The organism is Actinoplanes sp. NPDC021490, from assembly GCF_055562135.1.
The window spans coordinates 154,033-169,520 of sequence record NZ_JBVHFW010000013.1; the positions used below are offsets into that span (position 1 = coordinate 154,033).

Annotated in this window: 20 protein-coding genes and 1 pseudogene; 14 read left to right on the forward strand and 7 right to left on the reverse strand. The window is 70.1% G+C overall.

What is annotated here, in order from left to right:
* Positions 1 to 52: 52 nt before the first annotated feature.
* Positions 53 to 943: a hypothetical protein gene (locus ACZ3I4_RS30660; protein WP_465385513.1), complete on the forward strand. Its 891-nt coding sequence runs from the start codon at positions 53 to 55 to the stop codon at positions 941 to 943.
* Positions 940 to 1,086, forward strand: a complete 147-nt coding sequence (locus tag ACZ3I4_RS30665; protein WP_465385514.1) for a hypothetical protein — start codon at positions 940 to 942, stop codon at positions 1,084 to 1,086. The genes ACZ3I4_RS30660 and ACZ3I4_RS30665 overlap by 4 nt, the downstream gene beginning before the upstream one ends.
* 92 nt (positions 1,087 to 1,178) lie before the next feature.
* Here the strand turns inward: ACZ3I4_RS30665 and ACZ3I4_RS30670 are convergent, their stop codons facing one another.
* Positions 1,179 to 1,466, reverse strand: coding sequence for a hypothetical protein (locus ACZ3I4_RS30670; RefSeq protein ID WP_465385515.1), 288 nt, complete (start codon positions 1,464 to 1,466; stop codon positions 1,179 to 1,181).
* Positions 1,463 to 1,780 carry a TMEM175 family protein gene (locus ACZ3I4_RS30675; RefSeq protein ID WP_465385516.1) on the reverse strand — a complete coding sequence of 106 codons (318 nt, stop codon included), beginning with the start codon at positions 1,778 to 1,780 and terminating at the stop codon, positions 1,463 to 1,465. Before ACZ3I4_RS30675 ends, ACZ3I4_RS30670 begins: the two co-directional genes overlap by 4 nt.
* A gap of 119 nt (positions 1,781 to 1,899) precedes the next feature.
* On the opposite strand from ACZ3I4_RS30675, the gene ACZ3I4_RS30680 reads away from it, so the two are divergent.
* Both ACZ3I4_RS30680 and ACZ3I4_RS30685 read left to right on the forward strand, forming a co-directional pair.
* Complete coding sequence (locus ACZ3I4_RS30680; RefSeq protein ID WP_465385517.1) at positions 1,900 to 2,271, forward strand: VOC family protein; 372 nt, start codon at positions 1,900 to 1,902, stop codon at positions 2,269 to 2,271.
* 101 nt (positions 2,272 to 2,372) lie between these two features.
* Positions 2,373 to 2,861 carry a DUF6010 family protein gene (locus ACZ3I4_RS30685; protein WP_465385518.1) on the forward strand — a complete coding sequence of 163 codons (489 nt, stop codon included), beginning with the start codon at positions 2,373 to 2,375 and terminating at the stop codon, positions 2,859 to 2,861.
* On the opposite strand, the gene ACZ3I4_RS30690 is transcribed toward ACZ3I4_RS30685, so the two are convergent.
* Complete coding sequence (locus ACZ3I4_RS30690; RefSeq protein WP_465385519.1) at positions 2,774 to 3,598, reverse strand: helix-turn-helix domain-containing protein; 825 nt, start codon at positions 3,596 to 3,598, stop codon at positions 2,774 to 2,776. The two genes, ACZ3I4_RS30685 and ACZ3I4_RS30690, sit on opposite strands and share 88 nt — an antisense overlap.
* Positions 3,599 to 3,678: 80 nt before the next feature.
* Positions 3,679 to 4,047, reverse strand: a complete 369-nt coding sequence (locus ACZ3I4_RS30695) for an FKBP-type peptidyl-prolyl cis-trans isomerase (RefSeq protein WP_465385520.1) — start codon at positions 4,045 to 4,047, stop codon at positions 3,679 to 3,681.
* Positions 4,048 to 4,156: 109 nt separating this feature from the next.
* On the opposite strand from ACZ3I4_RS30695, the gene ACZ3I4_RS30700 reads away from it, so the two are divergent.
* The 5 genes from ACZ3I4_RS30700 to ACZ3I4_RS30720 all read left to right on the forward strand — a co-directional run bounded on the left by ACZ3I4_RS30700 (position 4,157) and on the right by ACZ3I4_RS30720 (position 8,214).
* Entirely contained in the window at positions 4,157 to 5,068 is a 912-nt protein-coding gene (locus tag ACZ3I4_RS30700; protein WP_465385521.1) for a lytic polysaccharide monooxygenase auxiliary activity family 9 protein, read from the forward strand.
* Between the two features lie 88 nt (positions 5,069 to 5,156).
* Positions 5,157 to 5,426 (forward strand): hypothetical protein, encoded by a 270-nt coding sequence (locus ACZ3I4_RS30705; RefSeq protein WP_465385522.1) that lies wholly within the window; start codon positions 5,157 to 5,159, stop codon positions 5,424 to 5,426.
* A gap of 13 nt (positions 5,427 to 5,439) precedes the next feature.
* Positions 5,440 to 6,834, forward strand: a complete 1,395-nt coding sequence (locus ACZ3I4_RS30710) for a DUF4331 domain-containing protein (protein ID WP_465385523.1) — start codon at positions 5,440 to 5,442, stop codon at positions 6,832 to 6,834.
* Positions 6,831 to 7,178, forward strand: a complete 348-nt coding sequence (locus tag ACZ3I4_RS30715; RefSeq protein ID WP_465385524.1) for a phospholipase — start codon at positions 6,831 to 6,833, stop codon at positions 7,176 to 7,178. Before ACZ3I4_RS30710 ends, ACZ3I4_RS30715 begins: the two co-directional genes overlap by 4 nt.
* Before the next feature lie 37 nt (positions 7,179 to 7,215).
* Positions 7,216 to 8,214 carry an AraC family transcriptional regulator gene (locus tag ACZ3I4_RS30720; protein ID WP_465385525.1) on the forward strand — a complete coding sequence of 333 codons (999 nt, stop codon included), beginning with the start codon at positions 7,216 to 7,218 and terminating at the stop codon, positions 8,212 to 8,214.
* Here the strand turns inward: ACZ3I4_RS30720 and glgC are convergent, their stop codons facing one another.
* Complete coding sequence (gene glgC / locus ACZ3I4_RS30725; RefSeq protein ID WP_465385526.1) at positions 8,215 to 9,447, reverse strand: glucose-1-phosphate adenylyltransferase; 1,233 nt, start codon at positions 9,445 to 9,447, stop codon at positions 8,215 to 8,217.
* A gap of 147 nt (positions 9,448 to 9,594) precedes the next feature.
* Here glgC and glgA point away from each other — a divergent pair, with 147 nt between their 5' ends.
* Together glgA and ACZ3I4_RS30735 are read left to right on the forward strand one after the other, a co-directional pair.
* Positions 9,595 to 10,794: a glycogen synthase gene (gene glgA / locus ACZ3I4_RS30730; RefSeq protein WP_465385527.1), complete on the forward strand. Its 1,200-nt coding sequence runs from the start codon at positions 9,595 to 9,597 to the stop codon at positions 10,792 to 10,794.
* Positions 10,795 to 10,832: 38 nt separating this feature from the next.
* The gene (locus ACZ3I4_RS30735; RefSeq protein ID WP_465385528.1) at positions 10,833 to 12,449 is read left to right on the forward strand and encodes a glycoside hydrolase family 10-like protein; all 1,617 of its coding nucleotides are present in this window, start codon (positions 10,833 to 10,835) and stop codon (positions 12,447 to 12,449) included.
* Here the strand turns inward: ACZ3I4_RS30735 and ACZ3I4_RS30740 are convergent.
* Positions 12,436 to 13,308, reverse strand: coding sequence for an SDR family NAD(P)-dependent oxidoreductase (locus tag ACZ3I4_RS30740; RefSeq protein WP_465385529.1), 873 nt, complete (start codon positions 13,306 to 13,308; stop codon positions 12,436 to 12,438). The genes ACZ3I4_RS30735 and ACZ3I4_RS30740 overlap by 14 nt on opposite strands.
* 60 nt (positions 13,309 to 13,368) lie before the next feature.
* On the opposite strand from ACZ3I4_RS30740, the gene ACZ3I4_RS30745 reads away from it, so the two are divergent.
* The 3 genes and pseudogenes from ACZ3I4_RS30745 to ACZ3I4_RS30755 all read left to right on the forward strand — a co-directional run bounded on the left by ACZ3I4_RS30745 (position 13,369) and on the right by ACZ3I4_RS30755 (position 14,954).
* Positions 13,369 to 14,274, forward strand: coding sequence for an AraC family transcriptional regulator (locus tag ACZ3I4_RS30745; protein WP_465385530.1), 906 nt, complete (start codon positions 13,369 to 13,371; stop codon positions 14,272 to 14,274).
* 67 nt (positions 14,275 to 14,341) lie between these two features.
* A pseudogene (locus ACZ3I4_RS30750) lies at positions 14,342 to 14,599 on the forward strand (poly(ADP-ribose) glycohydrolase domain-containing protein); the annotation flags it as partial.
* 109 nt (positions 14,600 to 14,708) lie between these two features.
* Positions 14,709 to 14,954, forward strand: coding sequence for a TIGR02452 family protein (locus ACZ3I4_RS30755; RefSeq protein WP_465385531.1), 246 nt, complete (start codon positions 14,709 to 14,711; stop codon positions 14,952 to 14,954).
* Here the strand turns inward: ACZ3I4_RS30755 and ACZ3I4_RS30760 are convergent.
* Positions 14,923 to 15,420: a GNAT family N-acetyltransferase gene (locus ACZ3I4_RS30760; RefSeq protein ID WP_465385637.1), complete on the reverse strand. Its 498-nt coding sequence runs from the start codon at positions 15,418 to 15,420 to the stop codon at positions 14,923 to 14,925. The genes ACZ3I4_RS30755 and ACZ3I4_RS30760 overlap by 32 nt on opposite strands.
* Positions 15,421 to 15,488: the final 68 nt, after the last annotated feature.

Genomic DNA, 15,488 nt, shown 5'->3' on the forward strand with positions numbered 1-15,488 from the left:
CAATTCGTGACAGAGCCGGAACCACGGGCGGCGCGGGATCGTCTGAACGGACATGACTCGTCTCCGCGGCACCCTGATCGCCGCCGCCGTTCCCCTGTTCCTGCTCGCTGCCTGCGCGCAGCCCGGTGCCACCGGCGCCGGCGCGCCCGGCTCCAGCTCGCCGGAGAGCACCTCCGCTTCCCCCCGGAGCGGTGACGAGCTCGTGGCCCGCGTGGAGTCCTTCGGCGGTTTCGTGCCGCCGGACCGAACTGTCGGCTCCCTGCCGGCGCTCAGCATCTATGCCGACGGCCGCGTGATCACCGAGGGGCCGGTCCCGGCCATCTATCCCGGTCCCGCGCTGCCCAACCTCCAGGTCCTCACGCTCGACCCCGACCAGGTGCAGCAGATCATCAAGGAGGCCGCCGACGCCGGTGTCCGCCCGGGCACCGATTTCGGGCAGCCCAACGTGGCCGACGCGCCGACCACCCGGGTGACCGTGCAGACCGCCCAGGGCACCCACTCGGTCAACGTCGTCGCGCTCAACGAGGCCCAGGCCAAGGACCCGATGCTGACCGACGCCCAGGAAGCCGCCCGGGCCAAGCTGGCCGCCTACGTCAAGAAGCTGCAGCAGCTTGCCGCGGGCGACGGTTACACGGCCTCGAAGCCGTACGAGCCCCAGTCCCTGGCCGTGCTGGCCCGCCCGTGGACCCAGCAGTCCGGCGGCGAGCCCGCGCAGGCCGACGTCGCGTGGCCCGGTCCGGCGCTGCCCGGTGACTACCTGAACCCGAGCATCAAGATCGGCTGCGTGGTCGTGACCGGCGCCGACCTCGACAAGGTGACGACCGCGGCCAAGAAGGCCAACCAGATGAGCCCGTGGACCGCCGACGGGCAGAAATATCTGATCAACTTCCGGCCGCTGCTGCCCGACGAGAAGGGTTGCGCGGAGTTCAAGGGGAACCGATGACTCCTCTCGGAGAGCCGTTCGATTCCGGCCGCGACGCGGTCGCGGGGGACGACGGAATCGATCGCGGGCCGGAGCGGACCGAGTCCGTTCCGGCCCGCCAGGGCTGCCGCCCGGCCCCGACCGCTCCGCGCGACCGCCGCTGAGACCCGACCGCCACTCAGACGCCACCGCCGCTCAAGTGCGACCGTCGCTGAGACCCGACCGCCGCTGAAGCGCGACCGCGAGCGGGGGACGATCACCGCGACGCCGTGACCGGCTCCTGCTCGCGGACCACGCGGTCGATGCGGCGATCGGGGACGAGCCACAGCAACGCCCCGGCGGCATAGAAGCCGACGGCGGCGATCGGGCTCAGCGGCGCGGTCAGGATTCCGGCCAGATAGAACAACGGCGAGATCTTGCCCTTGAGGTCGCCGCGGACGGCTCGCCTCAGCGGCGACCCCGGGCCCTGCTGACGGATGATCAGAGTCTGCAGGGCCAGGTACGCGAAGGCGGTGATCGTCAGGCCGAGACCGTAGACGATCACCGGCGTACGGAGAAACCCGACTCGTCCATCCAGGCGGTGGTGAACGGGAGCAGCGACAAGCAGAACAGCAGCACCAGGTTGGCCCACAGCACCCCGCCGCGGACGCTGTCGACCAGGTGGAACATGTGGTGGTGGTTGTTCCAGTAGATCCCGACGTAAGCAAAGCTCAGCAGATAGGTGAGCAGCCCGCCGCCGGTCTCGTGCAGGAGCGCGGCCACGTCGTGGCCCTCCGGCACCTTCAACTCCAGCACCATGATCGTGATGATGATGGCGAGCACGCCGTCGCTGAACGCCTCGAGCCGGCTGGTCCGCATCTTTCCTCCCCCACCGAGAACGCGGTTGCGTCCGACGGTTTGACCGGACAGCGTGGAGGTTTGTGACCGGACGTTCATTGAGGACAGGGATTGGCCTCAATCGAGCCTACGGTGAGGCCATGGACATGAAGATTGAGCTGATCCCGGTTCCGGTGAGCGACGTCGACCGGGCCAAGGCGTTCTACGAGCGGGCCGGTTTCCACGCCGATCACGATCATCGTGTGCAGGAGGGCCTGCGCTTCGTGCAGCTGACGCCGCCCGGCTCGGCGTGCTCGATCGTGATCGGCGACGGGATCACCGAGAAGACGCCCGGCACGCAGGAGATCCAGGCCGTGGTGGCCGACGCCGGGCGGGCGCGGGCCCAGCTGGTCGAGGCCGGCATCGAGACCAGCGACATCGACGAGCAGCCGTGGGGCAAGTTCGTCTATTTCCGCGACCCCGACGGCAACAGCTGGTCGCTGCAGGCCATGGAGAAGCGCCCCAACGGCTGACCGGATTCCGTTGTTTTCTGGCAATCGAGGCGCTTCTTCGCCGCCGGCCGTCCTTTTACGCTTTTCAGCGCAGCGTCGCGTCGGCGGAAAAGGGATTTCGCATGCTTCGATATGTCATGCCGGTGGTCATCGGGATCGTCTTCATCGGCATCAACAGCCTGATTGCCGAACCGCACCGGCAGCGGTTCAACGCGCTGCTCATAGCGGGTGCGGGCGGCACCTATATCAGTGGCGGGGCTTTCGGCCTGTGGGAGCTGGCCTTTGCCGCCGTCATGGTCGCGGTCGCCTATCTGGGCCTGCGCTCCTGGACATTCATCGGCGTGGGCTGGCTCCTCCATACGGCCTGGGACATCGCGCACCACCGGCGTGGCGCCCCGCTCATTCCGTCCCTGCATGATTCCTCGTTCGGCTGCGCGCTGTGCGACCCGGTGATCGCGTTGTGGGCCTTCACCGGCGGCCGCTCCCCCAGGGAATTGTTGTTGTGGGCCCGGGCCCGCCGAGGTCAGGGGGTCAGCTCGGCCTCGATGGTCTTGCGGGTGGCGCCGGGGTCGAGCGATCGGGCGGCGACCTGGTCGAACAGCGCGCGGTAGTGGTCGACCTCGGCCGGCTGCTTGAGCATCTGGTTGGTGGGGCGCAGGCCCTCGACGAAGACCACGTTGAGCTCGCCGGCCTGGTGGAACTCGAGGATGGTGGTGGACATGCGCAGCTCGGAGTGGCCGAACGGGAACAGGCGCACCGTGACGTTGGGCAGCCAGGACAGCTCGAGGACGTGACGCAGCTGCTCGTCGCGGACGGCCCGCCCGCCGATCTGGCGGTGGATCACGGACTCGTCGAGCAGGGCGATCATCTCGAGGGGACGGTCGCCGGTCAGGCGGCGCTGGCGGGCCAGGCGCAGCGCGACCGCGCGGTCGGCGGTGGGGGCCGAGCGGGTCATGGCCAGGACCGCGCGCATGTAGGGCTCGGTCTGCAGCAGGCCGGGGAACAGCATCGGCTCCCAGGTGAGGACGGCCGACGCCTCCGATTCCAGGCTGACGTACGAGTCGGGCTGCACCAGGTCACGGAACTCCGACCACCAGGCGCGCTGCCGGGAACTGCGGGCCAGCGCGAGCAGCGCCTCGGCGTAGGGGCGGTCGTGCACCCCGTACAGGGAGAGCAGGTCTTTGACGTCTCGGGGAGTGACCGTGACCCGGGCCGTCTCGATGCGCGTGACCTTGGCCGCGTGCCACTCGAAGCGCTGGGAGACCTGTTCCTGGGTGAGGCCCGCCGCTTCCCGGCACCTCTTCAGTTCCGCCCCGAGACGGCGGCGGCTCAGCGTTGGTCCGGCCATCGCGCCATGGTAGAGCGCGGGGCGGACGGCGGGGACGGCGGGCGCGTGGCGCCACCCGGGGACGGCGCCACGCGTCGTCGTCACTGCACGCCGAGCAGATCCACCACGAAGACGAGGGTCTCGTTCGGCTTGATCACACCGCCGGCGCCGCGCGCGCCGTAGCCCAGGTGGGGCGGGATGGTCAGCCGGCGACGGCCGCCGACCTTCATGCCGGACACACCCTGGTCCCAGCCGGCGATGACCTGGCCGCCGCCGAGCGGGAAGGCGAAGGGCTCGCCACGGTTGTAGGACGCGTCGAACTCGCGGCCGGTCGAGTGCGCCACGCCCACGTAGTGGACGTTCACGTACTGGCCGGGCTGCGCCTCGGGCCCCTCGCCGACGGTGATGTCCTCGATGACGAGGTCGGCCGGGGGCGCGCCCTCGATCGGACCGACGTCGGGCTTGTCCATGGGAACTCCATTCGTTGACAGTCGAGCCCCGCCATGCAATCACAGGCCCGCTGACAGCCGTTGGGGGACGTGCTGAACGACTCAGGCCAATTCTCCGTATTGCTGGAACGTGAGATTCGATCGTGTGGCCGCCGGGGTGCTCGCGGTGGCTGTTGCCGCGCTCGGCGGGGCGCAGAGGGCCGAGGCGCACGGGTCGCCGACGACGCCGATCAGCCGCACCGCCGCGTGCGCCGACGGCGGCGCGGAGACCGGCAGCGCGGCCTGCAAGGCGGCCCGTAAGGCGAACGGCGGCGGGTTCGGCAACTTCGACAACCTGCGGATCGCCGACGTGGGCGGCCAGGACCGCCGGGTCGTGCCGGACGGGAAGCTGTGCAGCGGTGGGCTGGCGCCCTTCAAGGGCCTCGACCTGGCCCGCGACGACTTCCCGGCCACCAAGGTCAAGCCCGGCCAGAACCTGGCGATCAATTATCGGGCGACGATTCCGCACGCGGGCGAGTTCCGGATCTTTCTGACCAGGCCCTCGTACGATCCGGGCAAGCGCCTCACCTGGGACGACCTCGGCAGCAAGCCGCTCGCGACGGTCACCGACCCCTCGCTGGACGACGGGGCGTACAAGATGCGGGCGAAGCTGCCGGAGCGCACCGGGCGGCACATCCTCTACATCGTGTGGGAGACGTCCAAGACCCCGGACACGTACTACTCGTGTTCCGATCTGGTCTTCCCGGCCGCGGCCAAGGCCCCGGCGCAACCGGCCGTCACCAAGACGACCAGAGCCGCGCGGCCTGCCGTGAAGCCCGCAGTGAAGCCGGCCGTCAAGCCGGCGACCACACGACCGGCCCCCGCGGCCACCACCAGCGAGGCTCCCCCACCGGCGGCCCTCAGCCCGGTGAGCACCAAGAAGGACGACAGTCAGGTGACTCTGGGTCACTGGATCGTCGCCGGAGCGCTGCTGATCGGTTTCGCGGCGGTTTCGTGGGCGGGCGCCGGAGCATTTCTTCGCAGACGGCGCGAAAACCGTTGAACCGCAACGGTTGGCGCATCGTACTGATGGTCGTCGACATCGCATTGCAGGTTTCGTTCCTCCCCCAGGGAATCAAGAAAGGCCGAGCATGAGTCGAGTTCGTTACGGTCAGCGAGGCGTCAACCGCCGCCGCGTGCTGGCGATCGCCGCCACCGCCGGTGTGGGCGTCTCCGTGGCCGGTGTGGCCGGGCTCAGCCTGGCTGGCGAGTCCGGAGAGACGCCGAAGGGCGCCGGTCCGCTGGTCCTGTCGCTTCGCGACGCCGAGAAGGGCACCTTCGACGTGTTCATCGGCGGCTCCAAGAGCACGCTCACCGACAAGAAGCTCGCCGCCAAGCTGCTCAAGTCGGCCCAGGGCTGAGAGGAGAGAAACCATGTCATCGCATCGCGAGGCTCCCGAGATCAGCAAGGATCCGGTCGCCGACAGCTCCGACCTCTATGCCTTCGTCAGCCCGGACGCCCCGGACACCGTGACGATCATCGCGAACTACGTCCCGCTGCAGCTTCCGTCCAGCGGCCCGAACTTCTTCGAGTTCGGCGACGACGTGCTCTACGAGATCCACATCGACTCGAACGGCGACGCGCGTCCCGACCTGACGTATCAGTTCCGGTTCCGCACCGAGCTGCGCAACGAGAAGACGTTCCTCTACAACACCGGCCCGATCGACGCGCTCGACAGCGAGAACTGGAACCGCCGGCAGTTCTTCTCGGTCACCAAGGTCGACGCGTACGGCAAGAGCACCGTGCTGGCCAAGAAGCTGCCCTGCCCGCCGTGCAACGTCGGCAAGCTGTCGATCCCCGACTACGACGGGCTCGCCGCCGACGCCGTGGCCAAGCTCAAGACCGGCGAGAAGGTCTTCGCCGGTCAGCGCGCCGACGCGTTCTTCGTCGACCTCGGCGCCATCTTCGACCTGGGCACGCTGCGCCCCTTCCAGGACAAGCACCTGGTCGGCCAGACCCTGTTCAACTACGCCGGCAAGGCGGTCAACGCGACCGACAAGCTCAACGTGCACAGCATCGCGATCCAGGTGCCGCTCACCGCCGTACGCCGGGACGGCAAGAAGAAGGTGCGCGGCCGCGACCCCGAGGCCGTGATCGGCGTGTGGACGTCCGCGAGCCGCCGCCAGGTGCAGGTGCGCAACGGCGACAAGAAGAACGACGACGTCGTGGTCGGCCCCCAGGTGCAGGTGTCCCGCCTCGGCAACCCGCTGTTCAACGAGGTCATCGTGCCGATGGCCGAGAAGGACAAGTGGAACAGCCTGTCCCCGGCGGAGGACAAGCGCTTCGCCCAGTTCGTCGAGAAGCCGGAGCTGCAGACGCTGCTGCCGGTGCTCTACCCCGGCCTGTTCGACAAGCTGGCCGCCCGCGACAAGACGGGCAAGGCCCGCGCCGACCTGGTCGCGATCCTGCTCACCGGCATCCCGGACGGCATCATCGAGAACTTCCAGAACAACACCGGCGAGGTGCAGGCCGACATGCTGCGGCTCAACACCGCGGTGCCGCCGGCCAAGGAGCAGAACAAGTTCGGCATCCTCGGCGGCGACCTGGCCGGCTTCCCCAACGGGCGGCGCATCGCCGACGACGTCGTCTCGATCTCGATCCGGGCCATCGCGGGCGTGACCCTGCCGCTGGTCGAGAAGGATTTCGAGCCGGACGCGGCGGCCGCGCTGGTCGAGCAGGGTCTCAGCATCAAGGACGCGAGCGCCGGGCTGCTCAAGAAGTTCCCCTACCTCGGCACCCCCTTCGACGGATTCGGCAACCCCTCATGACCGCGGACCACAACCACTCCTGGCACAGCATGACCCCGTCCGGCCAGGGCACGGTGATGCTCAACATCGGGGCCGGAATCGGCGCGCTGATCATCAATACGCCGGGCCGGATGCACGGCCGCGAGATCGAGGTCAGCCCGGTCGACGACCCGGCCCGCCGCACGCACGCGGCCGTTCGCGCCCGCTACGTGTGGGGCGGCGTCTGCTACAGCGTCGTGCTCGACAGCCTGCCCGAGGGCCGATACACGGTCTGGGACAGCCCGGACGCGCCGCTCGGTGAGGTCGATGTGCCCAGCGGCGGGGTCGCGGAATTCACCTGGCCGATGGCTGCCGTCGCCGCCTGAGAAGTGCCTGCGCCGGTTCGGGTCTAGTCTGGACGCCATGGTTGGCGTTCAGCAGACCCGACCGGACGTGTCCGCCCACGTCTCCCTCACCACGACCGATGTGGACGAGGCCCGGGCGTTCTGCCGTGGCATGTTCTACGGTCCCCTCGAGGTGAACCCGGTCGGTGACCGGTCCGGGTTCGCCTTCCGGGGTGACGTGGTGTCGCTGGGCCCGATCACGGTGGGCGAGATCAGCTACGGCTGCGACATCCACGTCGCGATCGCCGACCTCGAGACGTCCTATCACGTGCTGGCCCCGCTCAGCGGCATGCTGCGCTCGCGGCATCGGGGCACCACGGTAATCGCCGACGAGACCCGGGCCGCGGTCTACCGCCCGGTCGGCGACATCTACCTCGACTGGCCGGGCAGCTGCCGGATGCTCAGCGTCAAGATCGAGCGGAGCGCCCTGGAACGCGAGCTCGATGCCGCCCTCGATCAGCAGGTCGTCACGCCGCTGCTGCTCGGCGACAGCTTCAACGTGGTCGACGCCCCCGGGCGTACGTGGGTGTCGCTGGTCCGCCTGCTCTTCGGCGAGCTGCGCCGGGGCGACGGCCTGTCGGCGCAGCCCCGGATGGCCAACCGGTGGCGTGACATGGTGGTCAGCGGCCTGGCCCTGACCGTCGAGCACCCGTACGGCGAGGAACCGGCCGGCATGCAGGGGCCGAACCGGCCGCGTACGGTCAAACGCACGCTGGACGCCATGCACGCCGAGCCGTGGCGCGCGTTCACCGCCACCGACCTCGCCTCGATCGCCGGGGTCGGCGTCCGCGTGCTGCAGGAGTCGTTCCGGCAGCACGTCGGCATGTCGCCGCTGACCTATCTGCGCCGATTACGCCTCGACGGGGTGCACGACGAGCTGTCCCGCTCCGAGCCGTGGCAGGTCAACGTGTCCGAGGTGGCGTACCGCTGGGGGTTCACCCACCTCGGACGGTTCGCCGGGGCCTACCGCGACCGGTACGGCGTGACCCCGTCGCAGACCCTGCGCGACCGGCGCTGATCACAGCTCCACGCGCTGGCCCTTGCCTATCACGACCACCCCGCTGTCCGAGACCGTGTAGAGCTTGCGGTCACGATCGAGGTCGACGCCGATCTGCGCGCCCTCGGGGATGATCACGTTCTTGTCGATGATCGCGTTGCGGATGACCGCGCGACGGCCGACCGACACGCCTTCCATCAGCACCGAGCCCTCGACGTGGGCCCACGAGTTGACCCGCACGTTGGGCGAGATCACCGAGCGTTCGACCAGCGAGCCCGAGACCACGACGCCGGGCGAGATCATCGACTCGATCGCGCGGCCCTGCCGGTCGTCGTACCCGTGCACGAACTTGGCCGGCGGCCACGAGCCGTAGTTCGTGAAGATCGGCCAGTCGTGGTTGTAGAGGTTGAAGATCGGCTCGGTGGCGATGAGGTCCATGTGGGCCTCGTAGAACGAGTCGAGCGTTCCCACGTCGCGCCAGTAACCCCGGTCGCGGTCGTGGCTGCCCGGCACCTCGTTGTCGCGGAAGTCGTAGACGTTGGCCTCGCCCCGCTCGACCAGCATGGGAATGATGTTGCCGCCCATGTCGTGCTTGCTGTCGGGGTCCTGCGCGTCGGTGGAGACGGCGTCGATCAGCGCCCGGGTCGTGAAGACGTAGTTGCCCATCGACGCATAGATCTCGTCGGGCGAGTCGGGCAGGCCGTCGACCTCTTTGGGCTTCTCGCGGAAGGCCCGGATGCGCTTGCCGTCCGCGGCCACGTCGATGACGCCGAACTGGTCGGACAGCGACTTGGGCTGCCGGATGCCGGCCACCGTGACCGCGGCGCCCGAGGCGATGTGGTCGTTGACCATCTGCTTCGGGTCCATGCGGTAGATGTGGTCGGCGCCGAACACGATCACGTAGTCCGGCTTCTCGTCGTTGATCAGGTTGAGGCTCTGCCAGATGGCGTCGGCCGAGCCGGCGAACCAGCGCGGGCCGAGCCGCTGCTGGGCGGGTACGGGAGTGACGTAGTTGCCGAGCAGCGTCGACATGCGCCACGTCTTGGAGATGTGCCGGTCCAGCGAATGAGACTTGTACTGGGTCAGGACGACGATTTTCAGGAAACCGCCGTTGGCCAGATTCGACAGCACGAAGTCGATCATGCGATAGATGCCGCCGAACGGGACACCGGGTTTGGCCCGGTCCGCCGTCAGGGGCATGAGGCGCTTACCTTCTCCACCGGCCAGAACGATCGCAAGCACCTTGACAGCCATGAAAGGACGCTAACTTTCCGCCAGCCTGAGCGCCAGCCGAAGAGGGCAACTCGCCGTGGTCTTCCCGGCGACGGTCAGGGTAACGGATCTTGAGCTTCGGTGGGGCTGTCCGGGGCGAGATATCTGATCAGGCACTAGGCTGCGGACGTGGCCGAGAGATTGCGCGTGGACCTCATCACCCGGGAATATCCGCCGGAGGTGTACGGCGGAGCCGGCGTCCATCTGGAGTACCTGACCCGTGACCTGCGGGCCCTGGCCGACGTGCGGGTGCATTGCTTCGGCGCGCCCCGCGACGAGCCGGGCGTGACGGCCTATCCGGAACCGGCCGAGCTGGCCGGGGCCAACGCCGCCCTGCGCACCATGGGGGTCGACCTCGAGATCGCCGCGGGCGCCGAGGGAACCGACATCGTGCACAGCCACACCTGGTATGCGAACTTCGCCGGTCACACGGCCAAGCTCCTGCACGGGGTGCCGCACGTGGTCACCACGCACAGCCTCGAGCCGCTGCGGCCGTGGAAGGCCGAGCAGCTGGGCGGCGGCTACGCGCTGTCCTCGTTCTGCGAGCGGATCGCCATCGAGAACGCCGACGCGGTCATCGCCGTCTCCGGCGGCATGCGGCGGGACGTGCTGGCGGCGTACCCGTCGGTCGATCCGGACAAGGTCCAGGTCGTCTACAACGGCATCGACACCGGGCTCTACCAGCCCGACCACGGCACCGAGGTGATCGAGCGGCTGGGCATCGACCTCGACCGGCCCAGCGTCGTCTTCGTCGGCCGGATCACCCGCCAGAAGGGCCTGCCCTACCTGCTGCGCGCGTGCCGGTCGCTGCCCGCCGAGACGCAGATCGTGCTGCTGGCCGGGGCGCCCGACACCAAGGAGATCGCGGCCGAGGTCGAGGCGCTGGCCGACGAGCTGCGCGCGGCCCGCGACGAGCGTGGCGTCATCTGGGTCCAGGAAATGCTGCCCAAACAGGAAGTCATCCAGGTCCTGACGCACGCGACCGTGTTCGTCTGCCCGTCGATCTACGAGCCGATGGGCATCGTCAACCTCGAGGCGATGGCGTGCGAGACGGCCGTGGTGGCCACGGCGACCGGTGGCATCCCCGAGGTGGTGGCCGACGGCGAGACCGGGCTGCTGGTGCCGATCGAGCAGGTGCAGGACGGCACGGGCACGCCGGTCGACCCGGACAAGTTCGTGGCCGACCTGGCCGGCACCATGAGCGAGCTGGTCCGTGATCCGGCCCGGGCCCGCGAGATGGGGCTGGCCGGCCGCCGGCGCGCGGTCGACAGGTTCAGCTGGTCGCGGATCGCCGAGGAGACCCTCGCGGTGTACCGGACGGTTCTCTGACGCGCGAACGACCCGGGCGGCAAGGCACACTGGTCCCCATGCTCCGCCTCCGCCGCCCACCCGTACGGCTGACCCTCGCCCTCGCCTCGGTCCTGTTCGCGACGGCGGTTCTCGGCATCGGGCTGCTGCGAGCGGCCACCTACAAGCCGACCTCGGCGGCCGGCGCGCCCTGGCCGTCGACGGCGACGTCACCCGCCGCCGGCACCCCGGGCAAGTGCGGCGCGGTGCCGGTGAAGGCGGCCCGTGAGCTGCGCGGCATGTGGCTGACCACGGTCAACAACATCGACTTCCCGAGCCGGCGGGGGCTGTCGCAGGCGCAGGTCAAGGCCGAGTATCAGCGCTGGCTCGACCTGGCCGAGGCCCAGCGCCACAACGCGATCTTCGTGCACGTGCGCCCGAGCGGGGACGCGTTCTGGCCCTCGGCGTACGCGCCCTGGTCGGAATGGCTGACCGGCAAGCGCGACGGCAAGTCGCCGGGCTGGGACCCGCTCGACTACATGGTCAAGGAAGCGCACGCCCGCAACCTGGAGTTCCACGCCTGGTTCAACCCCTACCGCGGCTCCCAGCCGGGCCCGGTCGGCCCCGGCGCCGACTTCGCCAAGCTCGCGCCCGGCCACCCGCTGCTCGAGCACCGCGACTGGGCGATCGCGCACCCCAAGGGCAGCAGCACGGCCCGGCTCTACTTCGATCCGGGCATCCCCGCCGCCCGCAAGTTCGTCGAGGACTCGATGCTCGAGGCGGTGCAGAAGTACGACCTCGACGCCGTGCACTTCGACGACTTCTTCTACCCGTATCCGGCCGGCGGCGACTTCCCCGACGACGCCAGCTACGCCAAGTACGGGGCGGGCAAGCCGCGCGCGCAGTGGCGGCGCGACAACGTGGACACGCTGGTCCGCGAGATGCACGAGCGGATCCAGGCGCTCAAGCCGTGGGTGAAGTTCGGGATCAGCCCGTTCGGCATCTGGCGCAACTTCGCCCACGACCCGCAGGGTTCGCAGAGCCGGGGCCTGGAGTCGTACGACGCCATCTACGCCGACACCCGCAAGTGGGTGCAGCAGGGCTGGCTCGACTACATCGTGCCCCAGCTGTACTGGACGGTCGGCTTCGAGAAGGCCGACTACGCCAAGCTGCTGCCCTGGTGGACGGCGCTGACCAAGGGCACGAAGGTGCAGCTCTACATCGGCATGGCCGACTACCGCATCGGCGAGGAGGGCGCGTGGAGCGACCCGGCCCAGCTCGACCGGCAGATGGTCATGAACGATCAGGCCGGCGTGCAGGGCCAGGTGCACTTCAGCGCCAAGCAGATCCGGGCCGACCGGCTCGGGGCGGTCACCCGTTACCGCGACAAGCACTACGCGTCCCCGGCGTTGCTGCCCCGCATGGCCCGGCTGCCGGTCGCGGCCCCGCCGGCCCCCCGGCTGACCACGGCAACCCGTTTCGACAAGGGCGTACGGTTCCAGGCCGCGGCCGACGGCGCGACGAGCTGGGCCCTCTATCGGGTCGCGGGCGACTCGGCCGCGCTTGTGGCCACCGGCCGGGCCGGCGCCGAGGTGGTCGACCCGGCGGCGCCGGCGGGCCCGGTGACGTACTGCCTGAGCGGTTTGGACCGGTCCGGCAACGAGGGCCCGGTCAGCCCGCCCGTCACCGCTTCCTGACGGCCGCCCCGGCCAGCTCCCACAGCCGGTCGGCGGCGACCGGGTCGACCGACCACTCGGCGACCCCGGCGACCGGTCCGGGACCGCCGGGCACGATCTCGGCTTCCTGGTTGTCCTCGTCGAAGTAGCGGCCGGTGACCCCCTCGAGCAGCGGGGATGCGGCCAGCAAAACCTCGGCCGCGGCGCCCTGCTCGGGAGTCTTGTAGCCCTCGGAGTGGATCAGGTTGCCTTCGTCGTCCATCGCGCCCAGGGCCCGCATGGTCGCGGGAGCGATGTGGCGCTGCAGCTTGGTGTGGATGCGGCCGGGATTGAGGGCGTTCGCGGTGACACCGGTCAGGCGACGGCCGGCCGCCACCGCGAGTAGGACCTCGGCCGCCTTCGACTGGCTGTAGGCGACCCACGGATCGTACGGGCGGCGGTCGAAGTGGAGATCGTCGAAGTCGACGCCCGCCCGCAGCTGGGCGCCGGAGCTCACCACCACGATCCGGGCCCGGTCGGCCCATCGCACCTGGTTGATCAACGCGAAGTGCCCGAGGAAATTGGTCGCCAGCTGCGACTCCCAGCCGATCCCGGTGAGGCGGCGCTCGGGGACGGCCATGATCCCGGCGTTGGCGACGAGGACATCGAGCGGGTGATCGAGACCGGTCGCGTAAGCCTCGACCGAGTCGAGATCGGCCAGATCGAGTTCCGCCCGTACGGGGGTGACGACCTCGGCGCCGCGATCGCGCAGCGCCGTCGCGGCGGCCCGACCAAGGCCGGAGGTGCCACCGGTGATGAGCATGCGCTTGCCAGTCAGGTCGCGGCCGGCGAGCACGTCGGCCGCGGTGGAACGGGCTGTGAACGGGGTGCGAATCGTCATGACTCGAAGTCTGCGCCCGATGCGCTGGACTCTGAATGGCTAAGGATCCAAGATAGTTGCGTGAACGTCCACGCCGATCCGCTCGAAGACGTGCTGGCCCTGGTCGGCGCGAGCAGCAGCTTCTCGGCCGGGCTGGTGGCCGGGGGCGACTGGGCGGTGTCGTTCGCGTCCGCCCCGGCGGTGAAGTTCAACGCCGTACGCCGGGGAAGTTGCCTTCTGCTGGCGGGCGACTCGATGTTCGACCTCAGCCCGGGCGACTGCTTCCTGCTGACCCGGCCGGTGGCGTTCACGCTGGCCAGTGATCTGAACCGGCCGACCATCCCGGCCGCGATCATCTTTGCCGACGCCCCGGACGGCGTCGCGCGGGCCGGTGAGGGCGACGACGTGTTGCTGATCGGCGGGCGGTTCGACTTCGGCGAGCGGGCGCAGGAGTTGCTGCTGAACGCGCTCCCACCGGTGGTGCACGTGCCGGGCGCCGCGGCCGGCGTGGTCCGGTGGGCGCTGGAGCAGATCGAGGCCGAGCTGCGGGACCGGCCGCTCGGGGCGACGCTGGTGGCCGAGCATCTGGCGCTGGTCATGCTGATCCACGTGCTGCGCCGGCACCTGTCGCTCGCGCCGCCGTCGACGGGCTGGCCGGCCGGGCTGGCCGACCCGGTGGTGGGTCCGGCGTTGCGCCTGATGCACGGCCGGCCCGCGTACGCGTGGACGGTGGCCGAACTGGCGTCGAGCGTCTCGGTGTCCCGGTCGACGATGGCCGCCCGCTTCCGCCGGACCGTCGGGCTGGGCCCGCTCGAATACCTGACACGCTGGCGCATCGAACTGGCCGCGGCCCGGCTGCGGCGCGACGACGGCACGGTCGCGGCCATCGCCCGGCAGGTCGGTTACGGCTCGGAGAGCGCGCTGAGCAACGCCTTCAAACGCGTGCTCGGAATGTCGCCGCGCGCCTACCGGGCGTCCCGCACCTGAGTCCCCGGTCGCGCCGGGGCGCTCGTGGCCCATCGATGAACGTGCGGGATAGGGAAGGATGCGGGTTATGAGCAGTCGGTTGCGGGAGATCGCCCACGAGACGGTGGCCATTACCGAGCGGGGTGGCTATCCGGGAGTGGACCTCGGGAACCGGGCGGGGCGGGCGGTCGCGGGAACCAGGCTCTACCTGCCGGACACCCCGCTGCCCTCGGCGTTCGAGATGCGTACGGCCGATGTAACGGTGACCGGCGAGACGACCCTGGCTGCCGCGCGGCGGTGGAGCAAGGGCGGTGACGTGGCGGCGCTGGTGTTCGCGTCGGCGCGCAGCCCCGGCGGCGGTTTCCTCAACGGCCGGGAGGCCCAGGAGGAGAGCATCGCCTGCCGCACCCAACCTGACCGAGATCGTCAGGCAGCAGCCGTCGTCGGCGCCCGCGGTGCCGGCGATCATCGAACGGCGGGCGGCCGGGATCCTCGCGGTCGCCGCCGCCCACGGCCACCGGCGGCTGGTGCTGGGGGCGTGGGGCTGCGGCGTGTTCGGCAACGAGCCGGACACCGTGGCCGAGATCTTCGCGCGAGTGCTGCGGGACTGCCCGTGGTTCGACGAGGTGGTGTTCGCCGTGCTCGACCGGGGGCCGATTCGGGCCGCCTTCACCCGGGGGCTTGCAGGTCGGCGTACATGATGTGGAGCCCGACGCGGCCCTGCGCCGGGTGGGCGAACGCGCCCGGCACCGTGCCGATGATGCGGAACCCGAGCCGCTCGTAGACGGCGACGGCCGCCTTGTTCGACTCGGCCACGGCGTTGAACTGCATGCCGGCGTACCCGTGCTGCCGGGCCCACTCCAGGGCGAACCGGCACAGCGCCGTGCCCACCCCGCGGCCGCGGCTGACCGGGGCGACCATGAAGCTGGCGGTGGCGACGTGCGCGCCGGGGCCGGGCCGGTTGGCGCCGACCTTCGCGGTGCCCAGCACCTCGTCGCCGTCGACCGCGACCACGGTCTCGCCCGGCGGCGGCTCGAGCCACATCGCGCGGGCCTGCTGCTCGGTCATCGCGGGGTCGTAGGTGAACGTGTCGCCGGCGCGGACGACCGAACGCACGATCTCCCACACCTGCGGCCAGTCGGACTCGTTGAACTGCCGGATCAGCACGATGCGCACGTTACCCAGTCTTCTCCGTCGCGGTGGGTAATTCTCAGCGCCCTGTCAGCACACCCGGG